Consider the following 26,140-nt stretch of genomic DNA (forward strand, 5'->3'; position numbering starts at 1 on the left):
CCTTATGACTTAGGAAGGGGGCATATCCCCCGGGATGCGACCCGGTAACCCGCGATAATACAGGAGAGATTGGCCCATATGACGGACACGAACACGCACGGCATTCCCGCGCCCGAGGGGGACGCGGACATCATCGACACGGAATATGAAATCGGACAGGACAATATACGGGCCTCGATCGGTCCGTTCGGACTGGACATCCACAATCCGGTATTCCTGATCTCGGGCCTCGCGATCGTGGCGTTCGTGTTCTACACCATCGCGCTGCCGGAACAGGCCGGAGGTGTGTTCAGCGCGATGTTCGATTTCACCACCCAGACATTCGACTGGTTCTTCATCGGCGTGGGCGATCTGGTGGTGCTGTTCGCCCTGCTGCTGATCGTGTCGCCCTATGGCAAGGTCCGTTTGGGCGGGCGTGATGCGGTCGCGGATTACACCTATATCGGCTGGTTTGCGATGCTGTTCGCGGCGGGAATGGGCATCGGCTTGATGTTCTACGGCGTGTCGGAGCCGCTGACACACTTCTCCACCGCTCTGGGTGGTACGGTCAGCGAGGGCGGGTTGCGATCCGACTGGGCGCCGCTGGGCGGGGCCCTGAATGATGAGCCGGGCTCGCTGCGTCTGGGCATGGCGGCGACGATCTATCACTGGGCGCTGCATCCCTGGGCAATCTACGCGACGGTGGCGCTGGCGCTGGCGCTGTTCACCTATAACAAGGGTCTGCCCCTGACGATCCGGTCCGCGTTCTATCCGATCTTTGGTGAGCGTATCTGGGGCTGGTGGGGCCATATCATCGACATCGTGGCGGTGTTCGCTACGCTGTTCGGTCTGGCCACTTCGCTGGGCTTCGGCGCGACACAGGCCAGCGCGGGTCTCAACGAGCTGTTCGGCATTCCGATGGGCCGCACGACCGAAGTGGTGTTGATCACCCTGATCACGGCGGTCGCGCTGATTTCGGTTCTGCGCGGTCTGGACGGCGGGGTGAAAATCCTGTCGGAGATCAACATGGGTCTGGCCGCGTTGCTGGCGCTGTTCGTGCTGTTGGTCGGACCGACGGTGTTTCTGATCTCGTTCTTCTGGGAGTCGCTGGTCGCCTATGTGCAGTTCCTGCCCGCCCTGTCGAACCCGTTTGGACGTGCCGATGTGAACTACAGCCAGGGTTGGACGGCGTTCTACTGGGCGTGGTGGATCAGCTGGTCGCCCTTTGTCGGCATGTTCATCGCGCGGGTCAGCCGGGGCCGCACGGTGCGCGAATTCGTGATCTGCGTCCTGCTGATCCCCAGCATGGTGTGCGTGATGTGGATGTCGATCTTTGGCGGAACGGCGGTGCATCAGGTGGTCGCGGACGGCTATACCGCAGCGCAGGATGCAGACTTGCCGTTGCAGTTGTTCAGGATGCTGGACGGGTTGCCTCTGGCGTCGATCACGTCGTTCATCGGCATCATTCTGGTGATCGTGTTCTTTGTCACCTCGTCAGATTCCGGGTCGCTGGTGATCGACACGATCACGGCGGGTGGCAAGGTCGATGCCCCGTTGCCGCAGCGGGTGTTCTGGTGCGTGTTCGAAGGCGCGGTCGCGATCGCGCTGCTGATCGGCGGCGGACTGGCGGCGTTGCAATCCATGGTGATCTCCACCGGGTTGCTGTTTACGCTCGTCCTGCTGGCGATGTGCTATTGCATCTTCAAGGGATTGCAGAGCGAGCGGGCAGAACTGAACCAGAAATGATGTGTCGCTGATCTGACTGACAGGTCGAAGCGGGCGCGGGGTTGTAACACCTCGCGTCCGTTTTCATTTGGCGCGCCCCTTGGCTGGTGGCCGTCGCGAAGTCCCGCTAGGCTGCCGCGAAACCGAATGGAGGGATGGTCTATGGCGACGCTGGATGTGGATTTCGTGCGGGCGCAGTTTCCCGCCTTTGCCGACCCCTCACTGCGGGGGCTGGCTCATTTCGAGAATGCCGGCGGCTCGTTTGCCTGTGGGCAGGTCATTGACCGGCTGACGCGGTTCTATACCTCGCGCAAGTTGCAGCCCTATGGCGATACCGCGCCCAGTGCCGCCGGGGGTGCGGAGATGGACGAGGCGCGGTCGCGTCTGGCCGCCATGCTGAACGTCGGTGAGGATGAGATCGCCTTTGGCCCCTCGACCACGCAGAACACCTATGTGCTGGCCAATGCCTTTCGCCAGATGATGCAGCCGGGCGACGCGGTGGTGGTTACCAATCAGGACCACGAGGCCAATTCCGGCCCGTGGCGGCGGCTGGCTGACGAGGGCTTCGAGGTGCGCGAATGGCGCATGGACGCAGAGGGCCATCTGGCGCTGCCCGATCTGGAGGCGTTGCTGGATGATCGGGTGCGGGTGGTCTGTTTTCCCCATTGCTCGAACCTGGTGGCGCAGATCAACGACGTGCCCGCCATCGTGGCCAAGGTACATGCCGCAGGTGCGCTGGCCTGTGTCGATGGGGTCAGCTATGCGCCGCACGGCCTGCCCGATATCGGGGCGCTGGGCGCGGACATCTATCTGTTCTCCACCTACAAGACCTACGGCCCGCATCAGGGGATCCTGTGCGCCACCCGCGCCGTGATCGACGCGCTGCCCAATCAGGGGCATTGGTTCAACGCGAAATATCCCGGCAAGCGGCTGACCCCTGCCGGGCCGGACCACGCGCAGATCGCCGCCTGCGCTGGGATCGCCGATTACATCGACGCGCTGTATGCGCATCACTTCGAAGCTGAGTCGCAGGCCGGGCCGGTTGCCCGCGCCGCGCAAGTGCACGATCTGATGCGGGCACGGGAAATGGCGCTGACGGGACCGGTGCTGGAATGCCTGTCGGATCTGGACGTCAGGGTACTGGGGCCGATTGACCCGGCAGACAGGGCGCCGACCATCGCGCTGCATCATGCGCGCAAGGGAGCCGATCTGGCGGCCGATCTGGCGGCGGACGGGATCATGTGCGGCGGCGGGGATTTCTACGCGGTGCGTCTGCTGGAGGCGATGGGCATCGACCCGGCGCATGGTGTGCTGCGCGTCAGCTTCACCCACTATACCAGCGAAGAGGAAATCGACCGATTATGCGCGGCCTTGCAGCGGGTTTTGTGAAATCATCGCAGGAGAGGTGATCCGAAGGACGGGGGGCGTCGTAAGAAATACGACACCTTGCGATGGAGATGACCCCCCTTGGCCGATGGCACTGCACATGATGGAAATACCGTAAGGACGGCGATCCTGTGGTTGCGCCGCGATCTGCGTCTGGCGGACCATCCGGCGCTGTGCGCCGCGGCCGAGGCGGGCATCGTGATCCCGGTCTTTATCCGCGACGCTCAGGTTGAGGCGATGGGCGCGGCGGCGAAATGGCGTCTGGGCCTGTCGCTGGCCGATCTTTCGCAGGCGCTGGCGGCGCGCGGATCGCGGCTGATCCTGCGCTCCGGCCCCCCGGCGGAGGTCTTGCAGACATTGGCGGCGGAGGTTGGCGCGCAGGATGTGCACTGGTCGCGGCTGTATGACGGAGCCTCGGTCGAGCGGGACACCCGCGTCAAGGAGACCCTGCGCGATGCCGGTTTGAGCGTGATCAGCCATCCCGGCCATGTCCTGCACGAACCCTGGACGGTCCAGACGGGCAGCGGCGGCTATTACAAGGTCTTCACCCCCTATTGGAAGAATGTGCGTGAGGTCGCGGTGCCGCAACCGCTGCCGGTGCCGCAGATCGACGCCCCGGCGAACTGGCCGGAAGGCGAGACTCTGGACGACTGGGCATTGGGTGCCGCGATGCGGCGCGGCGCGGAGGTCGTGGCGCAGCACGTCAATGTCGGTGAAAAGGCAGCGATGGCGCGGTTGGATCGCTTCCTCGAAGACGGGATCGAGGATTACGCGACCGACCGCAACCGCCCCGACCGGGACGGGACTTCTCGCTTGAGCGAGCACTTCACCCTGGGCGAGATCGGCATTCGTACCGTCTGGCACGCGGCCTTGCGCCCCGGCACGGGCGCGGAGACATTTCGCAAGGAACTGGCCTGGCGCGATTTCGCCTGGCATCTGGTCTATCACACCCCGCATATCGAGGACCGCAACTGGCGTGAGGAGTGGCGCGACTTCGCCTGGCGCGAGGACAGCGACGATGCCGAACGCTGGCGTCGGGCCATGACGGGGGAGCCGATTGTCGATGCCGGACTGCGTGAGATGTACGTCACCGGCTACATGCACAACCGGGTGCGGATGATTGTCGCCTCCTACCTGACGAAACATCTGTTGACCGATTGGCAGGTGGGCCTTGCCTGGTTCGCGGATTGCCTGATCGACCACGACCCGGCCTCGAACGCGATGGGCTGGCAGTGGGCGGCGGGATCGGGGCCAGACGCCTCGCCCTTCTTTCGTATCTTCAATCCCGAAACCCAGGCCGAGAAGTTCGACCCCGATGGGCGTTATCGTCGCAGGTGGCTGAACCCTGAAACCTCCCCGGACGCTGCCGCGTATTTTCGGGCAATTCCAGCCAGCTGGGGCATGTCACCGGACGATCCTTATCCCGATCGCATGATCGGGTTGAAGGAGGGCCGGCAAAGGGCGCTGGACGCCTACGAGACTTACAAGGAAGGGGCGGACAGGTGAAAATCGCAATCATCGGCTCAGGCATTTCGGGCATGGGCGCCGCCCTCGCACTCAGCGAAGCGCATGAGGTCACATTGATCGAGGCGGCGGAGCGGTTCGGCGGCCACGCCAATACGGTGGAGGTGGACGGAACCCCCGTGGACACCGGTTTCATCGTCTATAACCACGACAATTATCCGAACCTGACGGGGCTGTTCGCGCATCTGGACGTGCCCACCAAGGAGTCTGACATGTCGTTCGGCATGTCCATGAATGGGGGCAGCACGGAATATGCCTGCGACAACCTGTGGAAGATCTTTGCCCAGCCGACGAACCTGCTGCGGCCGACCTTTCGCAAGGGCGTGCGTGAGATCCTGCGCTTTCACGAGGAAGCCCCCGTCGATCTGGAGGCTGGACGGTTGCGGGGCGTCAGCCTCGGCTCCTATCTGAAGCGCAAGGAATATTCCGATTGGTTGCGCGACAGTTTCCTGTTGCCGATGGGCGGGGCGATCTGGTCCACGCCTGTGGGCGATATGCTGGATTTCCCGGCGGAGAATTTCGTCAATTTCTTTCGCAATCACGAATTGCTCAACGGGAACGGCGCGGGCAAACGCTGGCGGACGGTGGACGGGGGCAGCCGGGAATATGTCCGCCGTCTGATCGGGGCGCTGCCGCTGGCCGTCGCGGGGGCGAATGTGGTCGAGATCACGCGCCCCGCCGGACGGCCGCATCTGCGGTTCGCGGACGGGTCCGAGGCGGCATTCGATCAGGTCGTTCTGGCGACACATGCACCGCAGGCCCGCGCCCTGCTGGCCGACATTGACCCGCAGGAGCGTAGTATTCTGGGGGCGTTCGGAACCTCCTCCAACCGGGCTGTCCTGCATTCGGACCCGGCGCTCATGCCGCGCCGCCGCCGCGTCTGGTCCAGTTGGAATTTCCTCAGCGATGGGGCGCAGGACGGAACGCGCCCGGCACCGATCACCTATTGGATGAACCGTTTGCAGGGGATTGACCGGGCGCAGCCCTTGTTTGTCAGCCTGAATCCGGGGGTGGAGCCGGACCCCGCGCTGGTCCATGCGACGTTCGACTATGCGCATCCGCTGTTCACGCAGGCTGCCTTTGACGGGCAGCGCGACATCGACGCGATTCAAGGCCGGGGCGGTGTGTGGTACGCTGGCGCATGGCTGGGTTACGGATTTCACGAGGATGGTTTGCGCGCGGGTCTGCGGGTCGCCGCTGCTATGGGCGCGCAACCCGCATGGCGGGGCGAGGATGCCACCCCGATCCTGTCACCCATGACACAGGCGGCCGAATGAACCCCGCCATCACCCTGTATACCGGGCATGTCATGCACATGCGGTTGCTGCCGAAACGGCACCGGTTTCGCTATCGCGTCTTCTCATGCCTGTTCGATCTGGACCGGATGGGCGCTGCGATGCGGGACAGCCGGGTCTGGGGTCGGATCCTGCGCTTCGATGCGAAGGATCACGGGCCGCGGGACGGGTCGGACCTGCGCCCATGGGTCACGCGGATGCTGGCCGATCACGATCTGCCCGCGCCCGCGCGGGTGGAGTTGCTGTGCTTTCCGCGATTGTGGGGCATCGTGTTCAACCCGTTGTCGGTCTACTTTTGCCGCGATGCGCAGGATGAGGTTTATGCCACGCTCTACGAGGTGAAGAACACCTATGGCGGGCAGCAGGTCTATGTCCTGCCGGCGCAGGTTCAGGGCGGCGCGATCCGACAGCGGCAGCAGAAGACCTTCTGGGTTTCCCCCTTCATTCCGATGCAGCAAACTTACAGATTCGACGTGCAGCCGCCGGGCGCGCGGTTGTCGCTGCGCATTCGTCAGCATGGCGATGACGGCGACGTTCTGATCGCCACGCAGACCGGTCATGGACAGATCGCCACCGACCGGGCGCTGTTGCGGGCGGTGGCAACCCATCCGCTGATGACGCTGAAGGTGATCGTGGCGATCCACTGGCAGGCGCTGCGCCTCGCCCTGAAGGGGGTGCGCTTTCTGGGAACCACCGACCCCGCCACCCGATAAACATTCATTTGATTTTTGGATTCAGACTGCCGAAGGTTTCGATATGACGTATTTGACGACGACTTCGGGCCAGACGGGCCTGCCACGCTGGTTCGGACAAGGCTTCGCGATCCTGTCGAACATCCGTGCCGGAACCATCGACACGCATCTTCCCGACGGCCGAATCTTTCGTGCCGAGGGGGCTGAGCAGGGTCCCTATGGTCGGATCGAGGTCAAGGACGGCGCGATGTTCGCCCGTGTCGTGCGCGACGGGGAGCTGGGATTTTCTGAGGCCTTCATGGACGGGCAATGGGATACTCCCGATCTGCAAGCGCTGCTGGACGTGCTGTTGCTCAACAACGAGCAGATCGGCCGGAATGCGCCGGGGATCGCACTGGTTCGGATGTGGGAGCGGGCGCGCCACTGGATGCGCCGCAATTCCCGCGATCAGGCGCGCAAAAACATCAGTTACCACTACGATCTGGGCAACGAATTCTACGGCCTGTGGCTGGACGACACGATGAGCTATTCCTCCGCTTTGTTCACCCATCCACAGCAGGCGCTGGAGGCGGCGCAAACCGCGAAATACGCCTCAATATGCGATGAGCTGGGGGTCAAGCCGGGCGATCACGTTCTGGAAATCGGCTGCGGCTGGGGCGGTTTCGCGGAATACGCGGCGAAGGAACGCGGCGCGAAGGTCACCGGCCTGACCATCAGCCAGCAGCAGCACGATTACGCCGTCGAGCGTATTGCCCGTGCCGGATTGCAGGATCAGGTTGAGATCGCGATGCGCGATTATCGCGATGAAACGGGAACCTATGACGGCATCGCCTCGATCGAGATGTTCGAGGCGGTCGGAGAGCAGTACTGGCCGACCTATTTCGACGCCGTGCGCGCCCGGTTGAAACCCGGCGGTCGTGGAACGTTTCAGATCATCACCATTGCCGACAAGCTGTTCCCGGAATATCGCAAGAGCGTCGATTTCGTGCAGAAATATGTCTTTCCCGGCGGAATGCTGCCTTCGGTGTCGGCCCTGCGTGAGCAGTTCGCGCGGGCGGAGTTGAGCGAGGTCGGCAATATCCAGTTCGGGCAGAGCTATTCCGAAACCCTGCGCCGCTGGCATGAGACGTTCAATGCCCGTTGGGATGAGATCGCGGCGCTGGGCTTTGACGATCGGTTCCGCCGTATGTGGAATTTCTATCTGACCAGCTGCGCCGCGACCTTCCGCTACGAGACGACAAATGTCGTCCAGATGACCGTCAGGCGGTGAGGGACAAGAGCGGGCTGAGGCGCCGCGCGCTGGCTGCCTATGCCGCCCCTGCTCTGCCAATGGCGGCGCTGTACCTGCCTGTCTATGTCTTCCTCGCTCAGTACTGGTCGGGCACGATGGGGGTGTCCGTCGGGGTTATCGGTGCCGTGTTCATAGCGGTGCGATTGCTCGATGCGATCACCGATCCGGTCATGGGCTGGCTGTCGGATCGGGTGACCATAGGGGGATTGCGGCGCAAGCCGTGGTTGCTGTTGGCCCTGCCCGGCATCGGGGTGGCGGTCTGGGCCTTGCTGGTGCCGCCGAACGGGGCCGGGATCGTCTGGTTCGCAGGCTTCCTGGTATTGCTGACCATCTCGTGGACCATGTACCTGACGCCGTATTTCGCATGGGGCGCGGAGTTGACCGGCGATTATGCCGAACGCGCCCGCGTGACCGTCTGGAGGGAGACCGCGGGCCTGCTGGGAACGGTCTGCGCCATGCTTCTTTACGGAACGGCGGAGGCGGGCACCGGGTTGCAGCGGATCGCATTGCTGGTGATGATTGGCTTGCCGGTGCTGACCCTGATTGCGCTGCGCGCGCCAGAGGGGGCTGTCAGACCTGCACCGGGAAGGGAGGCGTTGTGGCGGGTGCTGCGCACCGACCCGGTGTTCGGGCGGTTGTTGCTGGCCTATCTGCTGAACGGGGCGGCGAATGCGCTGCCCGCGACGCTGTTCCTGTTCTTCGTTGAATTTCGTTTGGGCGACGCGGCGGCGGGGGGACCGCTGCTGATCGCGTATTTCGGGGCTGCGATGCTGGGCGCGCCGTTGTGGATCTGGGCGGGCAAGCGGTTCGACAAGCATCGGGTCTGGTGTCTGGCCATGCTCTATGCCTGTGCGATCTTCGCGGCGGCCTTCACGCTGGGACCGGGCGATGTGACGGGATTTGCCGTGATTTGCGTGTTGAGCGGATTGGCGCTGGGCGCGGACCTGTCCCTGCCACCCGCGATGCAGGCCGATGTGGTGGACGTGGACACGCTGCGCAGTGGCGTGGCGCGGACCGGTGCGTTCTTTGCGCTGTGGTCGGTGGCGACCAAGGCCTCCGTCGCGGTGGCGGGGGGCGTGGCGCTGATCGTTCTGGAATGGCAGGGCTTTTCGGCCCAGGGCAGTAATGCGCAGGGTGCGCTGATCTGGCTGGCCGGTCTGTACGCGCTGGCGCCGGTCGCGCTGAAACTGGCGGCGGTGGCGCTGATGTGGCGGTATCCGCTGGGGCGTGAGGTTGCGACGGCCAACCGGGCGCGGATCGAGGGTTAGCTCTTGCGCCGATCCTGGCCGTTCCAGCCCGTCGCCTTTCGCACGGCGGCGATATAGGCGCGGTTGGGCAACAGGCGGAATGTCTTGAGCAATATCTCGAACCGGGTGGGGAATGCGATTTCGAATCCCGGCTTGCCCAGGCCCGCGACGATCCGCGCCGCCGCGTCCTGCGGTTGCATCAGGAACGGCATGTCGAATTCATTGACGGCGGTCGCCTCTGTATCGACGAAGCCGGGGTTGATGACGGAAATCCGCACGCCGAGATCTTCGAGGTCCATGGCCAGCGCCTCGCAATAGGCGATCAGCGCGGCCTTGGTGCCGGAATAGACCGCTGCGTCCGGCAACCCGCGATAGCCTGCGACGGAGGCGGTTACGGCCAGATGCCCGGTCCCCTGAGCGATCATCGTCTTCAATACCGGATCGGTACAGTTGGAGACGCCCTCCAGATTGACGCGCCACATTTTCGCAGCGGTGGCTGCATCGAAATCATTGGCACGCATCGGCGTGTAGACCCCAGCGTTGAGCAAGGCGAGCGCGAGGGGGCGCTCCGCCGTGATCCGCGCCACGATCTGCGCCATCTGCTCGGCATCGGTGACGTCGCCGGGGGTGGGGATGATACGGCCTGCCGGACCCTCCGCCGCCAGAGTGTTCAGGTCGTCCTCGCCCCGCGCGGTAGCGTGGATCGTCCAGCCGGCCTGCGCCAGTTTCAACACCGTCGCGCGCCCGATGCCGCCCGACGCACCTGTCACCCATGCGACACCGTCTTCGGGGGTCATGACCTTGGAAAACACACTCATGATTCACTCCAGATTTCGGCAAAGGCAGGGCTGAGACTGTCGGCAATATAGGTGACCTGCGATCCGCGGGCGTCAAACGTGCTGCCGGCCCATTCCCCTGATGCGGTGTAGTGGACCGTGGCGGGAAGCTCCGCCCCCAGCGCATAGGCCGTCGTCGCCACGGTGCCGCCCGATACCGGGTAACTGGCCGTGCCCGTCCGGGTGGCGCGAATGTCGAGCGGTGTGCCGCCCTGCGTGCTGATCCAGACGGGGCGATCCAGAATGGCCGGGTTCCAATAGCTCGTCGTGCCCACATCCGCATCCGCAGTGCCCGAAAATGCGGAGCCGTTTATGCGGATCACAGACCCGGACCAATCGGCGTTCACGAAGGTCGCATCCCCATTATTGTCACTGCGCGACCGAATGCTTCGTAACATGCCGTTTTGCCAGATTTCGCGGCTCGTCATCTCATAGCGATAGGCGACAAGGCCCAGAACTCGCACCGCGATTGCGATGCTGACATCCACCGTCAGCGTATCGCCGGAGCGGCCGATACTGATGTCGTGGGTTCCAATCTCGCTGCCCGCACGATCCAGACGATAGCGGCGCGACGCCGTCTGTGCCCGGGCCACGGATGGCATGGCCAGGGCGGCAACACCGGTGGAGATGAGCGTGCGGCGCGACAGGATCATGTGAACAGGTTCAGCGCACGGGAGAACGGGCCGGTGAAGCGCATCTTTCCCGACATCACGATCAGGCAGTAACATATTTCGTCTCCCGTAATTCGGGGGCGGTGGTCATGATCGCCGTCCGCCTCCGCGATGTCGCCGCGCCGCAGGACGGTGTCGCCGTCGGTCATTTCACCTGACAGGATCAGGGTCGCTTCCTCACCATGATGGGTGTGTTGCAGCATCCCCGCGCCCGGCCGCGCGCGCAGCAGGGAAACGTCCTCCCCCTCGGAATAGCCTTCGAGAACGTATTCGTGCAGGCCGGGCAGACGGAATTGCCAGTGCAGATCGTCCACCGGTCGCCCCAGAACGGCGGCCAGGGGGGCAGGCAGGATGCCCAGCGGTTCGGGGGCGGGATCCTCGGGCGGGTCGACTTCCAGCGTGTCGAGGCGGGTCAGCGTGCGGTTCAGCGCGTCCTTGGCGAGGGGCACGGCGGGCGCGTCGTGCAGCAAGGCACCCCCGACATCCTGCATCAGGTGGAGCCGCTCCACGCAATGCGGCGCGATGGCCAGATGGCTTCGCATCAGCAAATCCACGCCCGGCGTCGCGGTGCCGGACGCGAAGGCGGCGAGCATGGCGTCAGAGGGCAGGTGGCTGGTCATTATGCGCACATTCCGGTCGTTTCCTTTACCCCCTTTTACGTCGTCCCGAGGCGGGTGGATCAACCACAATAACGTTTCGACAAAGTTTTTTATCTGGGCTATCGCAGGGCCGAACCGAACGAGGAGCGCCCGCCATGACCCGCCACCTGTTTTTCTACGGCACGCTGCGCGATGTCGAAACGCTCGACACTGTGATGGGACCATACGCGGAGGTCATCGAGGCGAGTGAGGCGACGCTGCCCGATCACGCGGTGGTGGAGGTTATGGGCGAGGATTATCCGGTCATCGTGGCGTGCCAGGGGGCGATGGCGCGGGGTGTGCTGGCCTCGAACCTGCCGCAGGGCGCGGTCGAGCGATTGCGCTATTTCGAGGATGAGTTCGACTATGCGCTGGAAACCCGCACCGTGCACACGGCAGACGGACCAAGCGAGGCCGAGGTCTTCTTTGTACGGGGCGATCATCTGAAAATCGGCGGATCGTGGGATTTCGAAGGATGGGCGCGGACCCATCAGGCCGCCTTCGTCGAATGCGCGCGTGAGCTGATGGCGCTGTACGGGCAGGTGCCGGATAAGGACGTGGATCGTATCTGGCCCGGCATCCGCTTTCGCGCCTATGCCCGTGCACGCGCCCGCGCGGAACGCCCCGCTGTGATCCACCGCAGCGGATTGAGCCGCGAGGATGTGGAGGTCAAGCGGACCGAAAGACCCTATGTGGATTATTTCGCTGTCGAGGATCTGCGGCTGAGCCACCGGACCTTCGCCGGTCAAATGCAGGGGCCGATGGATCGGGCGGTTTTCGCCAGCGGCGATGCGGTCGCCGTGCTGCCATGGGACCCGCGCACGGATCGGGTGCTGATGATCGAGCAGTTCCGCCCCGCGCCCCTGGCCCGAGGCGCGCAGGTGCCATGGTTGCTGGAGCCGATTGCCGGACGCATCGACACCATCGAAACCGCCGAACAGACCGCCCGGCGCGAGGCGGAGGAGGAGGCCGGCCTGACCATCGGGCGCATGGACGCGCTGCCGCCCTTCTATTCCAGCCCCGGCTGCCTGACCGAGCAGATGAGCTGCTATATAGCCGAGGCCGACCTGTCGCAGGCGGGCGGCGTGCACGGGCTGGACACGGAGCATGAGGATATTCGCTCGGTTCTGCTGGATGTCGCGGATCTGCGCGATGCTCTGACCTCGGGCGAGGTTGAGAACGGGCCGCTGATCGTTCTGATCCAGCATCTGCTGATCCATCATGATCGTCTGCGGTCCGCCTGGGGGTGAGGTCGGGCGTCCGGCGGGGATATTTGGCGAAAGTGAAAGGCCAGGTGCGCTTGATGGTCGGGCGAGGAGGCTCTAGGTTCTGAGGGCAAAGATCGGGGAGCCTGCCATGCGCAACGTGTACGAAAACCTGCCGGAGAGCATCGGAAACACGCCGCTGATCCGGCTGCGTCAGGCCAGCGAGGCCACCGGATGCGAGATCTGGGGCAAGGCCGAGTTCCTCAACCCCGGCCAGTCGGTCAAGGACCGGCCCGCGCTCTACATGATCCGCGACGCGGTCGCGCGCGGCGATCTGCGACCCGGCGGCACCATTGTCGAGGGGACAGCGGGCAATACCGGCATCGGGTTGAGCCTGGTGGGCGCGGCGATGGGGTTCCGCTCGGTCATCGTGATTCCCGAGACGCAGAGTCAGGAGAAAAAGGACATGCTGCGGCTGGCCGGCGCGGAGCTGGTCGAGGTGCCTGCCGTGCCCTACAAAAATCCCAACAACTACGTGCGCTATTCCCAGCGTCTGGCCGAGGCGCTGGCCAAGACTGAGCCGAACGGCGCAATCTGGGCCAACCAGTTCGACAACACCGCCAACCGCCAGGCGCATCTGGAAACCACCGGTCCCGAGATCTGGGAGCAGACCGACGGCAAGGTGAACGGCTTCGTATGCTCCGTCGGGTCGGGCGGCACGCTGGTCGGTGTCGGCATGGCGTTGCAGCCCAAAGGCGTGAAGATCGCCATCGCGGATCCGGACGGCTCCGCCCTGTTTGAATATTACGCGCATGGTGAACTGGCTTCCTCCGGTTCGTCCATAACCGAGGGGATCGGCCAGGGGCGCATCACCGCCAACCTCGAAGGCTTCACCCCGGACATGGCTTTCAACATTCCCGACAGCGAGGCCGTGCCCATCGCGTTCGATCTGTTGGAGCATGAGGGCCTGTGCCTGGGCGGCTCATCCGGCGTGAACGTGGCGGGCGCGATCCGCATGGCGCGTGAGATGGGGCCGGGTCATACCATCGTGACCATCCTGTGCGATTACGGCACACGCTACGGCTCCAAGCTCTACAACCCGGAATTCCTGCGCTCCAAGGATCTGCCGGTGCCGCATTGGCTGGTCGAAAGCCGTGATGACATTCCCGAGGTGTTCGAGGATGTGACGTGACCGAGCCTCTCTTCCGCGCCGACGCCTATTTGCGCGAAGCCGAGGGCCGGGTCGTGTCGGCAAGCGATGACGGGATCGTACTGGACCGCTCGATCTTCTATCCGACCGGGGGCGGGCAACCCGGCGACGGGGGCGTTCTGGAGTGGGATGGCGGCAGCACGCCCATCACGACCGCCAGCAAGGCCGAGGGCGATGCTATCCTCCTGATCCCGGACACGGGGGCCACATTGCCGCCGGTCGGCGCGACGGTGTTGCAATCGCTGGACTGGCAGCGGCGCTATGCCCACATGCGGGTCCACACGGCACTGCATCTGCTGTCCGTCGTGATTCCCTTGCCGGTGAGCGGCGGCAGTATCGGAACGGAGAAAGGGCGGCTCGACTTCGACATGCCCGACGCGCCCGAGGACAAGCAGGCCTTGCAGGACAGCCTGAACGCGCTGATCGCCGCGGATCACGAAGTGACCGAGGACTGGATTAGCGAGGCGGAACTGGATGCCAACCCCGATCTGGTCAAGACGATGTCCGTTCAACCGCCGCGCGGTTCGGGACGGGTGCGCCTGATACGGATCGACGGAACGGCGGAGCAGGTGGACCTACAGCCCTGTGGCGGCACACATGTGCGGCGCACGGCGGAGATCGGACCCGTGCGTTTGGGCAAGGTGGAAAAAAAGGGCCGCCGCAACAGGCGCGTGACTGTGCATCTTGAAGGGTGACAAAGGCCGCGCAAGGCCCTTGCGCTTCGCCGTCGCATCGGTATAACCCGCCCCAACGGACAGGTGGCCGAGTGGTCGAAGGCGCACGCCTGGAAAGCGTGTAGGCGGGAGACCGTCTCCAGGGTTCGAATCCCTGTCTGTCCGCCATGATTTCTCGCTCTCATTTGCCCGATCCAAGCTGTCTGTGGAGCTGGGAATCTGTCGTGTAGCAATTTCGGGAGCAAAGTCAGGGGTATATGCCTTTCGGTGATGATACCAGCCTCCGCGCTTTAGCTGTTCTATCCGTCAGTTGGTTTTTCCTGAAAGGCGGCACTGGAAATTCCGGTGCCGCCAGTTGAATGCCCACACACAGGTAGAGGACCAATCCTGTAAGGAGTCTGTATCCCTTTGGTAGTCTCAGCGTCCCATTTGTGCCTTGTCCTCACTCGGCACTTGTCGAAACCATGGGCGAGATCGCTTTCGCCAGGGCCGCCTGACGCGTGGGAAGGTTCACGACCTCGGCCGCGACAAGGCGGTCGCCGTTTTTCAGGTGCACCTCCAGCGAGAGGGGATCCTGCGAAGCATCGCTTCGCACCAGATCGTAACCGGCTGCTACTGAATCTCGGGCAGGTGGATGATCGCCTCGCTCGACGTATTCGATTTGCCGGCCAATGCGCAAAGAAGCGGCCAGCCCTCTGTCATGTCGAATATCTCTTCGGCGCGGTCGGCCTCCAGCGGCAGAATGGAGCATGTCTCGTCGAGGGTGAAATTCAACTCGGCCGGGCCGACCTTCACCACGTCCGGCAGAACCGACAGGGAAAGCAACGTACCGGGAAAGCGCTGGCTCACCACCAGTCGCGCGGTTTCCGGTGTTTCCAGGGTGAGCGTTTTCAGAAACCTCTGGATCGTGGGGGAATCCGTGACGCCATCCAGACAGATCGTGACGGGCTTTTCGTGACCCAGAAGAAGGTGCAGCGCGACGGTCTTCATGCTGCGCCCGCGCGGCTTGCCGCTAAGCTCCCGAGGGGCCAGAACCCCGACGATCGCGCTGGCGATCAGCTCGGTCTCGGACGCACCGTCCTGCCAGAAGGAGGACAGATCCAGATAGATGGAATCCTCGCCACGGTCGATCGCCGTCTGGGCGCACAAGGCCACCTGAACCGATTTGCCAAATCCGCGGGGTGCCCTGAACAGAAGGCATTTCGCGCCGGGATGTCCGGCAAAGTCCAGCCTGTCACGCTTCAGGCAGCCCGACAGGCCGAACGTGCAGTTTCACTTCCTGCCGACCTATCTGAAGGATCACGGCCGCAAGATCGCTTTCGGCTATGGCTATACCCTGCACATCTGCGATGTCCTGCCCAAGAGCCGGGGCTATATCGGTCTGAAAAGCCCGGATCCGATGGACGACCCGCTGATTCAGCCGAATTACCTGAGCGACCCGGAAGATATGGAAACCATGATCGCTGCGTTCAAAGCGGCGCGCAGGATACTCGAAGCTCCGGCAATGTCTGCGCATAGCAAATACGAGGTCCAACCCGGAAAAGCCGTCCAAACCGACGCTGAAATCGCGGCATTCATCCGCGAAGGCGCCGAGACGATCTATCACCCGGTCGGCACCTGCCGGATGGGCGCGGACAAGGAGTCGGTGGTCGATCCCGAACTGAAAGTTCGCGGCGTGTCGGGACTGCGGGTGGTTGACGCGTCCATCATGCCAAGCCTCGTCGCCGGAAACACCAACGCCCCCACCATGGTCATTGCCGAGAACGCGGCGGAGATCATTCTGGGACAGGTGCGCGTTCTGGAGCGGAGCCGTCCGTTGCCTGAGCACAGTGAAAGGCGAAAAAAGACAGAACCCTGCCACGGATGCGATGGCGTGTGCTGCACGAAACTGCAAGCCGCGACCAGCAGCTTTCAGGCTTTCCAGAACGATCAGACCCAAGACACCGAATCCGATGAGGAAGCCAAATGCGCGGACAAATGATGGCGATGCCACTGACAATCCATTCCCTGATCGACCATGGTGCCCGCTACCACGCAGACACCCAGATCGTGTCAGTGGAAACGGATGGTACGAAGACACGAACGACATGGAAAGGCATTTCCGATCGCGCGCGCAAGCTCGGCTCCGCACTGACGAAACTGGGGCTGTTCAAGGGGGATCGCGTGGCAACGGTCGCGTGGAACAATGCGCGGCATCTGGAGTGCTACTTTGGCATTTCGTGCCGCGGCATGGTGTGCCACACGATCAATCCGCGCCTCTTCCCCGAACAGCTGGTCTATATCATCAACCACGCGGAAGACCGGGTCATCTTCTTCGACAAGACGTTCCTGCCGATCATCGCAGGGATCCGGGAGCAGCTGACGACAGTCAACACGTTCGTCCTTATGTCGGAGCATGATGAGGAGGCGGCAAGCAAGATCCCCGGCCTCGTATTTTATGAGGATTTCCTGGCCACAGGGGAAGAAAATGCCGATTGGGTGGATGTGGACGAAGCCGACGCATCCAGCCTGTGCTATACTTCGGGAACCACGGGAAACCCTAAGGGCGTGCTCTATTCCCATCGGTCCACTGTCCTGCATTCCATGGGCGCGGCGCTGCCCGACACGCTGAACATTTCAGCGCGCGAAGTGATGATGCCGGTCGTTCCGATGTTCCATGTCAACGCCTGGGGCATTCCCTATGCGGCGGCGATGGTCGGGGCGAAGCTGGTGCTGCCGGGGCCGGGTCTGGATGGGGACAGCCTCGCCCGGCTGATCGACGACGAGGGCGTGACGGTGGCATTGGGTGTTCCGACGATCTGGCAGGGGCTGCTTGCCTCGCTGGAGAAGCTCGGGTCCAGCGCCGAGACGCTGAAAAGAACCGTGGTCGGCGGGTCGGCCTGCCCCCCTTCGATGATCGCGGAGTTCCGCGACAAATATGGCGTGGAGGTCGTACACGCCTGGGGTATGACCGAAACCTCGCCTCTGGGGACTGCAAACGCTTTGCTTGAGCGTCATGCAGGCATGACCGAGGAAGAGCAGGCGAAAATTCGCGAAAGTCAGGGGCGCCCGCCCTATGGTGTGGAACTCAAGATCGTGGACGACGAAGGCGCCTCCCTGCCCGAGGACGGGTCAGCCCAGGGCAATCTGCGCATACGTGGACACTGGGTCGTGGAGAATTATTTCGGCGCGGAACCCGGCACGACGTTGGAGCCGGACGGATGGTTCGAGACCGGCGATGTGGCCTCGATCAATGCCGATGGGTTCATGACGATCCGTGATCGGTCCAAGGACATCATCAAGTCGGGGGGCGAATGGATCTCCACCGTCGAACTTGAGGGCATCGCCGTCGGTCATCCAGGTATCGCGGATGCCGCCGCCATCGCCGCGCGGCATGAGAAGTGGGACGAACGCCCGATCCTCGTGTCCGTCAGGGCGGCAGAAACGAACGTCTCCGAGGAGGATCTGATCGCCTTCTTCACAGACAAGGTCGCCAAGTGGCAGATCCCCGATGCCGTCGTTTTCGTGGATCAACTGCCGCGAAACGCAACGGGCAAGGTTCTGAAGAACAAGTTGCGGGAGACGTACGGCGACGTGCTTCTGGCGTGACCTGAAAAAGTGCAGGCGAAATTGCAGATCGCATTTTCGCCTGCACGTCATGGGTGAGGCGGCCGCAGCGGCATCGGGTTCCGACCGCCCGCTGGTATGGATATGTAAACCCTGGTTTTCAACATGTCGGGCTACATGTGAAAATCCGCCCCATTCGGCCTGAAGATTCGATCTCGGCCTAGATTTCTGATCTAAACAATATTACGCATCGTCGCCGTCGGCTATAACTAAGTTGCGCTGCACTTGCGCAGTATCGCAAGGGACGATATTTGTTCCCTGCTTCGTCGGAGGACCAGAATGAGCCAATCCGCCCCACAAAAATCCCTCACCGCATCGGATATCCGCGCCCGCAAGGGGGGCAGCCCGCTGGTCTGTCTGACCGCCTATACCACCCCGGTGGCCCAGCTTGCCGATCGGGAATGCGATCTGGTTCTGGTGGGCGACAGCGTCGGCATGGTCTTGCACGGCATGTCCTCGACGCTGAACGTCACGATGGAAATGATGATCATGCATGGCCGCGCGGTGGCGCGCGGGCTGGATCGCGCCCTGATGGTCGTGGACATGCCCTTTGCCAGCTACGAAGAAAGCCCGGCGCAGGCCTTTCGCAACGCGGCCCGGCTGATGGCCGAAACCGGGGCCGGCGCGGTGAAACTTGAGGGCGGGCGGCACATGGCTGAAACGATCCGCTTCATCGTCGATCGTGGCATTCCGGTGATGGCTCATATCGGCCTGACTCCGCAGGCGGTAAACACGCTTGGCGGTTACAAGGTGCAGGGCAAGGGCAGCGATGCCGACCGGATCCGCGATGACGCGCGCGCGGTGGCAGAGGCCGGGGCCTTCTCGGTCGTACTGGAAAAGGTGCCTGCCGTATTGGCGGATGAGATCACGGCGGAGATCGCGATTCCCACGGTCGGCATCGGGGCCTCGGCCGGATGCGACGGTCAGATCCTCGTGATCGACGATATGCTGGGCCTCTTCGACGCCTTCAAGCCGAAATTCGTCAAGCGCTACGCCCACCTCGCGGCTGATGCCGCCACCGCGATCCGGACCTATGCCGAGGAGGTCCGCGCCCGCAACTTCCCCGCCGCCGAACATGTCTTTGTCGATGAAAGGAGCGGTTCGTGAACATCATCCGCACCAAGGCCGAGCTTCGCGCCCTGACCGAAGGCTGGCGTCGCGAGGGAAAGACCATCGGCGTCGTGCCGACCATGGGCGCGTTGCATGCCGGGCACCTCAGCCTGGTCGAGGCTGCCTGCGCTGCGACCGACAGGGTGATCGTCACGCTGTTCGTAAATCCGAAGCAGTTCAACAGCCCCGAGGATCTGGCGAAATATCCCCGAACCGAACACAGCGACGCGGAAAAACTAGCCCCTTATGGCGCTGACATCCTCTACGTTCCCGATGGCGCGCAGATGTATCCCGAAGGCTTCGCCACCACGGTGTCGGTGACCGGTGTCAGCGAAGCCCTCTGCGGTGCGACGCGGCCGGGACATTTCGACGGGGTGGCCACGGTGGTGGCAAAACTGCTGTTGCAGACGGATGCGGATCAGGCGTTTTTCGGCGAAAAGGACTATCAGCAATTGCAGGTGGTACGCCGCCTTGCGCAAGACCTTGATTTGAAAACCAGGATCGTGGGGTGTCCGACGGTTCGAGAGGACGACGGCTTGGCCATGTCCTCGCGCAACCTTCGCCTGAGCGCAGGTGCGCGGGCCGTCGCACCGATCATCCGCGAAACCCTGTCGCAGGCCGCGATCGAGATCAACGAAGGCTCCCCCATCGAGACCGCGCTGCAAGGTGCCCGCTCGCGTCTGACAAAGGCGGGTCTGCGGCAGATCGACTACCTGGAGCTTAGAGGCGATCCCGACCTTACGGTGCTGACCACAGCCGACCGGCCTGGTCGAATCTTCGTGGCTGCATGGCTGGACGGAGTGCGGCTCATCGACAATATTCCTGTCCACGCGACAAGCCAGCAAGAGAGGCTTCTGGAACCCGCCGAGTGAGCTTGGCGGGGTCCAGAACTCCAACGCGCAAACCCAAACGTCCGACATGAAAAGGCCCGGCGGTTTCCCGCCGGCCTTTAGCATAATAAGCGTTGCGATCAGCTGATCCGACCCAGCAGCGCGTCGAGCGAGGCCTTCGCGTCGCCGTAGAACATGCGGCTGTTCTCCTTGAAGAACAGCGGGTTCTCGATGCCGGAATAGCCGGTGCCCTGACCGCGCTTGGAGATGAAGACCTGCTTGGCCTTCCACACTTCCAGAACCGGCATACCGGCGATGGGGGAGTTGGGATCCTCCTGCGCGGCGGGGTTCACGATGTCGTTCGCGCCGATGATCATGACCACGTCCGTATTGGGGAAGTCGTCGTTGATCTCATCCATTTCCAGCACGATGTCGTAGGGCACCTTCGCCTCCGCCAGCAGCACGTTCATGTGGCCGGGCAGGCGACCGGCGACGGGGTGGATGGCGAAGCGGACCTCCTTGCCCTGCGCGCGCAGCTTGCGTGTCAATTCACTGACCGCCTGCTGTGCCTGTGCGACGGCGAGGCCATAGCCCGGCACGATGACGATGCTGTCCGCCTCATCCAGCGCCGCGGCCACATGATCCGCGTCGGTTCCGATCATCTCTCCGTCGATCTCCATCGCGGGGCCGGATGCACCGCCGAAACCGCCGAGGATCACGGACAGGAAGTTCCGGTTCATCGCCTTGCACATGATATAGCTGAGGATCGCACCCGACGATCCGACCAGCGCGCCCGTGACGATCAGCAGGTCATTGCCCAGCGTGAAGCCGATGGCCGCCGCCGCCCAGCCGGAATAGCTGTTGAGCATCGAGACCACGACCGGCATGTCCGCGCCGCCGATGGCCATCACCAGATGCCAGCCCAGCACACCGGCCAGGATGGCCACCAGCCACAACTGCCAGGTCGATGCGTCCTGCATCACGCCCGCATCGTTCACGCCGTTGGACGCGGCGAAGGAATAGCCGATCAGGATCGACAGCACGACCAGGCCAATGTTGAGGCCATGACGGAACGGCAGGATCAGCGCCTTGCCGTCGATCTGACCCGCCAGCTTGCCATAGGCCACCACGGATCCGGTGAAGGTCACGGCGCCGATGAAGACGCCGAGGAAGACCTCGACCTCCATGATGCCGAACTCGATACCCACCTTCAGCGGCGGGTCGATGATGGTGTTCACGCCGATGAAGACCGCCGCCAGTCCGACGAGCGAGTGCATCGCGGCGACAAGTTGCGGCATCCCGGTCATCTCGACCTTGATGGCGATATAGGAGCCGATGGCCCCGCCGATCAGCAGGGCAGGGATCAGCACCCAGTAATGGCCCGTCGCCTCGGCAAAGAAGGTGGCGACAACGGCCAGCGCCATCCCCACCATGCCGTAGATCACGCCCTTCTTGGAGCTTTCCTGATTGCTCAGCCCCGCCAGCGACAGGATGAAGAGAATTGCCGCGACGACATAGGCCGCGGAGATCAGTCCGGTGTTCATTGTCGTTTCCTCAGCTCTTCTGGAACATGGCGAGCATACGGCGCGTCACCATGAAACCCCCGACGATGTTGATGGAGGCGATCAGCACCGCGATGGCGGCCAGCACGACGGCCCACCCCTCGCCCGAGCCGATTTGCAGCATCGCCCCGATGATGATGATCGACGAAATCGCGTTGGTCACGGCCATCAGCGGCGTGTGCAGCGCCGCCGTCACGGACCAGATCACCTGATATCCGATGAAGCAGGCCAGCACGAAGACGATGAAATGCGCCATGAAGCTGGCAGGCGCGATGGCCCCGATCAGCAACAGCAGCAGGCCGCCGCCGACCAGTGCCGCCATTTGCATCCGGCCATTCTTGCGCGCGGTGGCGGCTGCCTCCGCCAGCTTTTCCTCGGCAGTCTTTTCGGGAGCTTTGGGTTTCGCGGCCGCGATTGCTTTGGTTTTCGGCGGGGGCGGCGGGAAGGTGATTTCGTTCCCGTGCACCACGGTGGCGCCCCGGATCACGTCGTCCTCCATGTTGTGCACGATCACGCCGTCATTTTCAGGCGTCAGATCGTCCATCATGTGACGGATGTTGGTCGCGTAGAGGGTGGAGGATTGCGTCGCCATGCGGCTGGGCAGATCGGTGTAGCCGATGATCGTGACGCCGTTGTCGGATTCGATCTTCTCGTTCTCGACGGTCAGTTCGCAATTGCCACCACGCTCGGCGGCCAGATCCACGATGACGGAGCCGGGCTTCATCGCCTCGACCATATCCTTGGTCCACAACACCGGCGCATCGCGTCCGGGGATCAGGGCCGTGGTGATGACGATGTCCACGTCCGGTGCCAGTTCACGGAACTTTTGAAGCTGCTTTTCGCGGAATTCAGGTGAGGAGGGGGCCGCGTAGCCGCCGGTCTCCGCGCCATCGGTCTGCTGTTCGTCGAAGTCGAGGAAGACGAATTCCGCGCCCATCGATTCGATCTGCTCGGCCACTTCGGGGCGCACATCGAAAGCATAGGTGATCGCGCCCATCGAGGTCGCCGCCCCGATGGCCGCCAGACCGGCGACACCTGCGCCGACCACCAGAACCTTCGCCGGAGGCACCTTGCCCGCCGCGGTGATCTGGCCGGTGAAGAACCGCCCAAAATTGTTCGATGCCTCGACCACGGCACGATAGCCGCCGATATTGGCCATGGAGGACAGGGCGTCCATCTTCTGCGCGCGTGAGATTCGCGGCACCATGTCCATCGCGATCACGGTCGCGCCCTTGCCCTTGAGCGTATCCAGAAGCTCGGGGTTCTGAGCCGGCCAGATGAACGAGATGATCGTCTGTCCTGCTCGGATATGCCCGATTTCCGCATCGTCGGGCGCGCGGACCTTGCTGATCACGTCGGCGGCGGCATAGACGGCAGCGGCGTCGGGCAGAACCTCCGCCCCTGCCGCAGTGTAATCGGCGTCGTTGAAGCGGGCAGCCGCGCCGGCACCGGCTTCGATGACGCAGTCGTGTCCGAGTTTGGCCAAGGCAGCGACACTTTGCGGTGTCATTGCCACACGTGCCTCTCCGGGCCAGGTTTCCTTGATCGCGCCGATTTTCATGGGCATGTCTCCTCGCAAGGCTGGGGTGAGAATTATGTGACACGTCATCGCACGATAGGAAAGCCACGAATCCACATGCGACGCAGGAATGCGCAATAATGTGACTGATTACGTAACGTCAATCTTTGCGATTGTTTCGCGCATGTTCCGGGTGGGCGACTCGCATGAGGAATGCTAGATTTAGTCTCATGACACATCAGGACCGCAACATAGATGCTGAACGCCGCGCAATTCGGCAGCTCGACCCGACTGAATCCAACCGGATCGCCGCCGGAGAGGTTGTCGAAAGGCCCGCGAGCGCGGTCAAGGAACTGCTGGAAAATGCGCTGGACGCTGGCGCCAGCCGGATTTTGATCGCCGTGGCGGACGGGGGAAAGACGCTGATCCGGGTCACGGATGACGGGCATGGCATCGCGCGGGGGGAATTGGCCCTCGCATTGTGCCGTCATGCCACGTCCAAGCTGGACGGTGACGATCTGGTCAACATCCGCTCGTTCGGGTTTCGGGGTGAGGCGCTGCCCTCCATCGGGGCGGTCGCCCGGTTGCGTCTGTCCAGCCGCGTCGCCGGGGCGGAGGCGTGGGAGATTTCGGTCAATGGCGGTGTCCTTGCCGATCCGGTGCCCTGCACCCTGCGCGGCGGCACGGTGGTGGAGGTGCGCGACCTGTTCCACGCCACGCCCGCGCGCCTGAAATTCCTGCGCACCGACCGGGCGGAGTTGCAGGCCATATCCGAGGTGGTCAAACGGTTGAGCCTGTCCGCGCCCGCCGTCGCCATATCGTTGCGCGACGTGTCGGGCGGGGGTGAGGGCCGGGTGATCTATTCCGCCGAACGGGCCGATCCCGCCGCGCGGATGGAGGCGGTTCTGGGCCGGGATTTCCGAACCAACGCGATTGAGATCGACGCCGTGCGGCAGGGCATCACCATGACCGGCTTCGCCGCATTGCCGACCTATAGCCGGGGCGCGGCGGTCGCGCAGTTCCTGTTCGTCAACGGGCGGCCCGTACGTGACAAGCAGTTGACCGGGGCGTTGCGCGGTGCCTATTCCGATTTCCTCAGCCGGGACCGTCATCCGGCGGTGTGCCTGTTCCTGACCTGCCCCCCGTCCGAGGTGGACGTGAACGTGCATCCGGCCAAGACGGAGGTCCGCTTTCGGGAGCCCGGCCTGGTGCGCGGATTGATCGTTTCCGGTCTGCGACAGGCCCTGGCGGAGGCAGGGCATCGTGCTTCGACCACGGTGGCGGATGCCACGCTGGGCGCGATGCGGCCCGAGGCTGCCGCGCAGCCCCGTATCTATCAAATGGATCGCCCGTCCTTGGGTGAGCGGCCCGCCCCCTATGCCGTGCAGCCCGCCCCGACCGGCTTCGCTGACGATGGCAGCGGCTGGGCCGCCGCGCGCACGGAACCTGCCCCCGCCGTGCCCGATCAGGTTGAGGAAACCCCTGCCTATCCGCTGGGTGTGGCGCGGGCGCAGCTGCATGAGAATTACATCGTCGCGCAGACCCCGGACGGCATGGTTCTGGTCGATGCCCATGCCGCGCATGAACGGCTGGTCTACGAGCGGCTGAAGGCGCAGGCGGCGGCGCGATCCGTTCCGTCGCAAGCCTTGCTGATCCCCGATATCGTGGACTTGCCCGCCGATGATCTGGCGCGACTGGCCGATGCACGCGAAACCCTGTCTGCGGTCGGTCTGGATATCGAGGCATTCGGCGCAGGCGCGGTCGCCATCCAGTCGGTCCCGGCCGCGCTGGGACAGGTGGACGGCAAGGCCCTGCTGACGGACATCTGCGACGAGTTGGCCGATCAGGGCACCACCACCCGGATCGCTGAGAAGCTGGACGCGATCCTGTCGCGGATCGCCTGCCATGGCTCGGTCCGTACCGGGCGGCGGATGCAAGCGGAGGAGATGAATGCCCTTCTGCGAGAGATGGAGGCGACCCCCCATTCCGGCCAGTGCAACCACGGCCGTCCCACATATGTGGAGCTGAAGATGAAGGATATCGAGCGGCTGTTCGGGCGCAGTTAGAGGCGCCCGGCCCGCGCCTTTGCCTTCGCGCGCAGGACACCCCTGATCCACAGGGTCGCCGCCGCCGCCAGAACCAGTGTCACCACCAGCCCGACGATATCGGTCATGATCTGGGCCACGACGGTCACGTGATCCATGAAGGTATAGCCCAATCCGATATAGACCGTGACCCAGATCACCTCTCCCAGAATATCTCCTACGGTGAAACGCAGCCAGGTCAGCCCGGTCGCGCCCGCGATGAAATTCACCCAAGGCCCCAGGGGCGCAACCGCCCAAGTGGACAGGAAAACCCCCATGCCGCCCCGGCGGTCCACCAGATCGGTGGCCCGTTTCAGCACAGCGGCCCGCGTGGGGGATCGCGACAACCGCGCGACCAGCGCTCCGCCGCCGACCCGGCCGATCAGATATCCCGTCTGATCGCCCAGAATGGCCCCAGCCAGCGCGGACAAGCCTACAGGCCACGCATCCAGATCGCCCGAGGCGACAAACGCGCCGCCGGTCAGCATCATCAGCGATGTGGGGATCGGCAGGGCGAGGCATGACAGAAACGCCGAGGCAAAGATCACATAGATGCCGTAATCCGTTATCAGTTCGACGATCGTTTCAGTCATTCCGGCGCGTCCTGCCGTTGCCTGTTGGCGTATCGCGGGCGGTGCCCTCACGGAATGCGGCGATGGCCGATTCCGCCTCTGCGATGACCTGCTCGACGGGTACGCCGCGAAACTCTGCCAGTTCGGCCAGGGTCATCGGGCCGTCTGGGGGTGGCACCGGTGCATCCAACGCGTCGAGGATCACGGCAGGCGGCACCCGCCACGACCGGGCGACGTAGCGGGGCGTCATCCAGTCCGCCAGGTCCTGCTCCTGCTGAACCTTGATAGCGCGATCCTGCCAGAACAGCACGGTCCGCACGCCGAAGAAGAATGTCCCCGCCAGCGCCAGCGACAGGATGATCGTCGCGATGGGGGCCGCTGCCCACAATCGGCTGACGAATGCTTGTGCCCTGTTCAACATCGGGGTCTCCGCTACGGGGTCGGTCCGGCTGTTTCTACGTTGTCTTCTACGAACGCCCGCGAC

The 26,140-nt window shown here is 63.7% G+C and carries 24 protein-coding genes and 1 tRNA gene; 16 read left to right on the top strand and 9 right to left on the bottom strand.

What is annotated here, in order from left to right:
* Window positions 1-78: 78 nt before the first annotated feature.
* The 7 genes from H1S03_RS05015 to H1S03_RS05045 all read left to right on the top strand — a co-directional run bounded on the left by H1S03_RS05015 (window position 79) and on the right by H1S03_RS05045 (window position 9,160).
* Window positions 79-1,725 (top strand): BCCT family transporter, encoded by a 1,647-nt coding sequence (locus H1S03_RS05015; protein ID WP_166188732.1) that lies wholly within the window; start codon window positions 79-81, stop codon window positions 1,723-1,725.
* 141 nt (window positions 1,726-1,866) lie between these two features.
* Window positions 1,867-3,093: an aminotransferase class V-fold PLP-dependent enzyme gene (locus H1S03_RS05020; protein WP_185803437.1), complete on the top strand. Its 1,227-nt coding sequence runs from the start codon at window positions 1,867-1,869 to the stop codon at window positions 3,091-3,093.
* A gap of 78 nt (window positions 3,094-3,171) precedes the next feature.
* Entirely contained in the window at window positions 3,172-4,596 is a 1,425-nt protein-coding gene (locus H1S03_RS05025; RefSeq protein ID WP_221892599.1) for a cryptochrome/photolyase family protein, read from the top strand.
* Entirely contained in the window at window positions 4,593-5,891 is a 1,299-nt protein-coding gene (locus H1S03_RS05030; protein WP_185803438.1) for an FAD-dependent oxidoreductase, read from the top strand. Before H1S03_RS05025 ends, H1S03_RS05030 begins: the two co-directional genes overlap by 4 nt.
* Window positions 5,888-6,622, top strand: a complete 735-nt coding sequence (locus tag H1S03_RS05035) for a DUF1365 domain-containing protein (RefSeq protein ID WP_185803439.1) — start codon at window positions 5,888-5,890, stop codon at window positions 6,620-6,622. The genes H1S03_RS05030 and H1S03_RS05035 overlap by 4 nt, the downstream gene beginning before the upstream one ends.
* 43 nt (window positions 6,623-6,665) lie before the next feature.
* Complete coding sequence (locus H1S03_RS05040) at window positions 6,666-7,871, top strand: SAM-dependent methyltransferase (protein ID WP_185803440.1); 1,206 nt, start codon at window positions 6,666-6,668, stop codon at window positions 7,869-7,871.
* The gene (locus tag H1S03_RS05045) at window positions 7,868-9,160 is read left to right on the top strand and encodes an MFS transporter (RefSeq protein WP_185803441.1); all 1,293 of its coding nucleotides are present in this window, start codon (window positions 7,868-7,870) and stop codon (window positions 9,158-9,160) included. Before H1S03_RS05040 ends, H1S03_RS05045 begins: the two co-directional genes overlap by 4 nt.
* Here the strand turns inward: H1S03_RS05045 and H1S03_RS05050 are convergent.
* From H1S03_RS05050 to H1S03_RS05060, 3 genes are read right to left on the bottom strand one after another with little or no spacing between them, the layout of a single operon-like run.
* Window positions 9,157-9,957: an SDR family NAD(P)-dependent oxidoreductase gene (locus H1S03_RS05050; RefSeq protein WP_185803442.1), complete on the bottom strand. Its 801-nt coding sequence runs from the start codon at window positions 9,955-9,957 to the stop codon at window positions 9,157-9,159. The two genes, H1S03_RS05045 and H1S03_RS05050, sit on opposite strands and share 4 nt — an antisense overlap.
* Window positions 9,954-10,628, bottom strand: coding sequence for a DUF6134 family protein (locus H1S03_RS05055; RefSeq protein WP_185803443.1), 675 nt, complete (start codon window positions 10,626-10,628; stop codon window positions 9,954-9,956). The genes H1S03_RS05050 and H1S03_RS05055 overlap by 4 nt, the downstream gene beginning before the upstream one ends.
* Window positions 10,625-11,266, bottom strand: coding sequence for a ChrR family anti-sigma-E factor (locus H1S03_RS05060; protein ID WP_185803444.1), 642 nt, complete (start codon window positions 11,264-11,266; stop codon window positions 10,625-10,627). The genes H1S03_RS05055 and H1S03_RS05060 overlap by 4 nt, the downstream gene beginning before the upstream one ends.
* 134 nt (window positions 11,267-11,400) lie before the next feature.
* Here H1S03_RS05060 and H1S03_RS05065 point away from each other — a divergent pair, with 134 nt between their 5' ends.
* The 4 genes from H1S03_RS05065 (at window position 11,401) to H1S03_RS05080 (ending at window position 14,541) form a co-directional block, all read left to right on the top strand.
* Window positions 11,401-12,534, top strand: a complete 1,134-nt coding sequence (locus H1S03_RS05065; RefSeq protein WP_185803445.1) for an NUDIX domain-containing protein — start codon at window positions 11,401-11,403, stop codon at window positions 12,532-12,534.
* Window positions 12,535-12,640: 106 nt separating this feature from the next.
* Window positions 12,641-13,681, top strand: coding sequence for a cysteine synthase A (locus H1S03_RS05070; RefSeq protein ID WP_185803446.1), 1,041 nt, complete (start codon window positions 12,641-12,643; stop codon window positions 13,679-13,681).
* Window positions 13,678-14,394 carry an alanine--tRNA ligase-related protein gene (locus H1S03_RS05075; RefSeq protein WP_185803447.1) on the top strand — a complete coding sequence of 239 codons (717 nt, stop codon included), beginning with the start codon at window positions 13,678-13,680 and terminating at the stop codon, window positions 14,392-14,394. The genes H1S03_RS05070 and H1S03_RS05075 overlap by 4 nt, the downstream gene beginning before the upstream one ends.
* Before the next feature lie 57 nt (window positions 14,395-14,451).
* Window positions 14,452-14,541, top strand: a tRNA-Ser gene (locus H1S03_RS05080).
* Window positions 14,542-14,815: 274 nt separating this feature from the next.
* Here the strand turns inward: H1S03_RS05080 and H1S03_RS17345 are convergent.
* Window positions 14,816-14,968 carry a hypothetical protein gene (locus tag H1S03_RS17345; RefSeq protein WP_249777808.1) on the bottom strand — a complete coding sequence of 51 codons (153 nt, stop codon included), beginning with the start codon at window positions 14,966-14,968 and terminating at the stop codon, window positions 14,816-14,818.
* Window positions 14,969-14,985: 17 nt separating this feature from the next.
* Window positions 14,986-15,528, bottom strand: coding sequence for a hypothetical protein (locus H1S03_RS05085; RefSeq protein WP_185803448.1), 543 nt, complete (start codon window positions 15,526-15,528; stop codon window positions 14,986-14,988).
* Between the two features lie 109 nt (window positions 15,529-15,637).
* Between H1S03_RS05085 and H1S03_RS05090 the strand changes: the two genes are divergently transcribed.
* The 4 genes from H1S03_RS05090 (at window position 15,638) to panC (ending at window position 19,961) form a co-directional block, all read left to right on the top strand.
* A complete protein-coding gene (locus H1S03_RS05090; RefSeq protein WP_347339207.1) occupies window positions 15,638-16,354 on the top strand; it encodes a GMC family oxidoreductase in 717 nt (238 codons plus the stop codon).
* Window positions 16,339-17,961 (top strand): long-chain fatty acid--CoA ligase, encoded by a 1,623-nt coding sequence (locus tag H1S03_RS05095; protein ID WP_185803449.1) that lies wholly within the window; start codon window positions 16,339-16,341, stop codon window positions 17,959-17,961. Before H1S03_RS05090 ends, H1S03_RS05095 begins: the two co-directional genes overlap by 16 nt.
* 297 nt (window positions 17,962-18,258) lie before the next feature.
* Window positions 18,259-19,086, top strand: coding sequence for a 3-methyl-2-oxobutanoate hydroxymethyltransferase (gene panB / locus H1S03_RS05100; protein ID WP_185803450.1), 828 nt, complete (start codon window positions 18,259-18,261; stop codon window positions 19,084-19,086).
* Window positions 19,083-19,961 carry a pantoate--beta-alanine ligase gene (gene panC / locus H1S03_RS05105; RefSeq protein WP_185803451.1) on the top strand — a complete coding sequence of 293 codons (879 nt, stop codon included), beginning with the start codon at window positions 19,083-19,085 and terminating at the stop codon, window positions 19,959-19,961. The genes panB and panC overlap by 4 nt, the downstream gene beginning before the upstream one ends.
* 98 nt (window positions 19,962-20,059) lie before the next feature.
* On the opposite strand, the gene H1S03_RS05110 is transcribed toward panC, so the two are convergent.
* Window positions 20,060-21,463 (bottom strand): NAD(P)(+) transhydrogenase (Re/Si-specific) subunit beta, encoded by a 1,404-nt coding sequence (locus H1S03_RS05110; protein ID WP_185803452.1) that lies wholly within the window; start codon window positions 21,461-21,463, stop codon window positions 20,060-20,062.
* Between the two features lie 10 nt (window positions 21,464-21,473).
* Window positions 21,474-23,042, bottom strand: coding sequence for a Re/Si-specific NAD(P)(+) transhydrogenase subunit alpha (locus H1S03_RS05115; RefSeq protein WP_185803578.1), 1,569 nt, complete (start codon window positions 23,040-23,042; stop codon window positions 21,474-21,476).
* Between the two features lie 188 nt (window positions 23,043-23,230).
* Here H1S03_RS05115 and mutL point away from each other — a divergent pair, with 188 nt between their 5' ends.
* Window positions 23,231-25,066, top strand: a complete 1,836-nt coding sequence (mutL, locus tag H1S03_RS05120; RefSeq protein WP_185803453.1) for a DNA mismatch repair endonuclease MutL — start codon at window positions 23,231-23,233, stop codon at window positions 25,064-25,066.
* On the opposite strand, the gene H1S03_RS05125 is transcribed toward mutL, so the two are convergent.
* Together H1S03_RS05125 and H1S03_RS05130 are read right to left on the bottom strand one after the other, a co-directional pair.
* Entirely contained in the window at window positions 25,063-25,677 is a 615-nt protein-coding gene (locus H1S03_RS05125; RefSeq protein ID WP_185803454.1) for a DedA family protein, read from the bottom strand. The genes mutL and H1S03_RS05125 overlap by 4 nt on opposite strands.
* Window positions 25,670-26,077, bottom strand: coding sequence for a hypothetical protein (locus H1S03_RS05130; RefSeq protein ID WP_185803455.1), 408 nt, complete (start codon window positions 26,075-26,077; stop codon window positions 25,670-25,672). The genes H1S03_RS05125 and H1S03_RS05130 overlap by 8 nt, the downstream gene beginning before the upstream one ends.
* Window positions 26,078-26,140 lie beyond the last annotated feature (63 nt).

Origin of the sequence: Pontivivens nitratireducens (assembly GCF_014235845.1) — a bacterium.
In the GTDB taxonomy this organism is placed as follows: domain Bacteria; phylum Pseudomonadota; class Alphaproteobacteria; order Rhodobacterales; family Rhodobacteraceae; genus Pontivivens; species Pontivivens nitratireducens.

Coding starts and splice junctions, on each gene's coding strand:
- H1S03_RS05125 (WP_185803454.1), bottom strand. CDS start 25,677: ATGACTGAAACGATCGTCGAACTGATAACGGATTACGGCATCTATGTG.
- H1S03_RS05130 (WP_185803455.1), bottom strand. CDS start 26,077: ATGTTGAACAGGGCACAAGCATTCGTCAGCCGATTGTGGGCAGCGGCC.
- H1S03_RS05095 (WP_185803449.1), top strand. CDS start 16,339: ATGCGCGGACAAATGATGGCGATGCCACTGACAATCCATTCCCTGATC.
- H1S03_RS05020 (WP_185803437.1), top strand. CDS start 1,867: ATGGCGACGCTGGATGTGGATTTCGTGCGGGCGCAGTTTCCCGCCTTT.
- mutL (WP_185803453.1), top strand. CDS start 23,231: ATGACACATCAGGACCGCAACATAGATGCTGAACGCCGCGCAATTCGG.
- panB (WP_185803450.1), top strand. CDS start 18,259: ATGAGCCAATCCGCCCCACAAAAATCCCTCACCGCATCGGATATCCGC.
- H1S03_RS05040 (WP_185803440.1), top strand. CDS start 6,666: ATGACGTATTTGACGACGACTTCGGGCCAGACGGGCCTGCCACGCTGG.
- H1S03_RS05070 (WP_185803446.1), top strand. CDS start 12,641: ATGCGCAACGTGTACGAAAACCTGCCGGAGAGCATCGGAAACACGCCG.
- H1S03_RS05065 (WP_185803445.1), top strand. CDS start 11,401: ATGACCCGCCACCTGTTTTTCTACGGCACGCTGCGCGATGTCGAAACG.
- H1S03_RS05035 (WP_185803439.1), top strand. CDS start 5,888: ATGAACCCCGCCATCACCCTGTATACCGGGCATGTCATGCACATGCGG.
- H1S03_RS05115 (WP_185803578.1), bottom strand. CDS start 23,042: ATGAAAATCGGCGCGATCAAGGAAACCTGGCCCGGAGAGGCACGTGTG.
- H1S03_RS05015 (WP_166188732.1), top strand. CDS start 79: ATGACGGACACGAACACGCACGGCATTCCCGCGCCCGAGGGGGACGCG.
- H1S03_RS05060 (WP_185803444.1), bottom strand. CDS start 11,266: ATGACCAGCCACCTGCCCTCTGACGCCATGCTCGCCGCCTTCGCGTCC.
- H1S03_RS05055 (WP_185803443.1), bottom strand. CDS start 10,628: ATGATCCTGTCGCGCCGCACGCTCATCTCCACCGGTGTTGCCGCCCTG.
- H1S03_RS05110 (WP_185803452.1), bottom strand. CDS start 21,463: ATGAACACCGGACTGATCTCCGCGGCCTATGTCGTCGCGGCAATTCTC.
- H1S03_RS05050 (WP_185803442.1), bottom strand. CDS start 9,957: ATGAGTGTGTTTTCCAAGGTCATGACCCCCGAAGACGGTGTCGCATGG.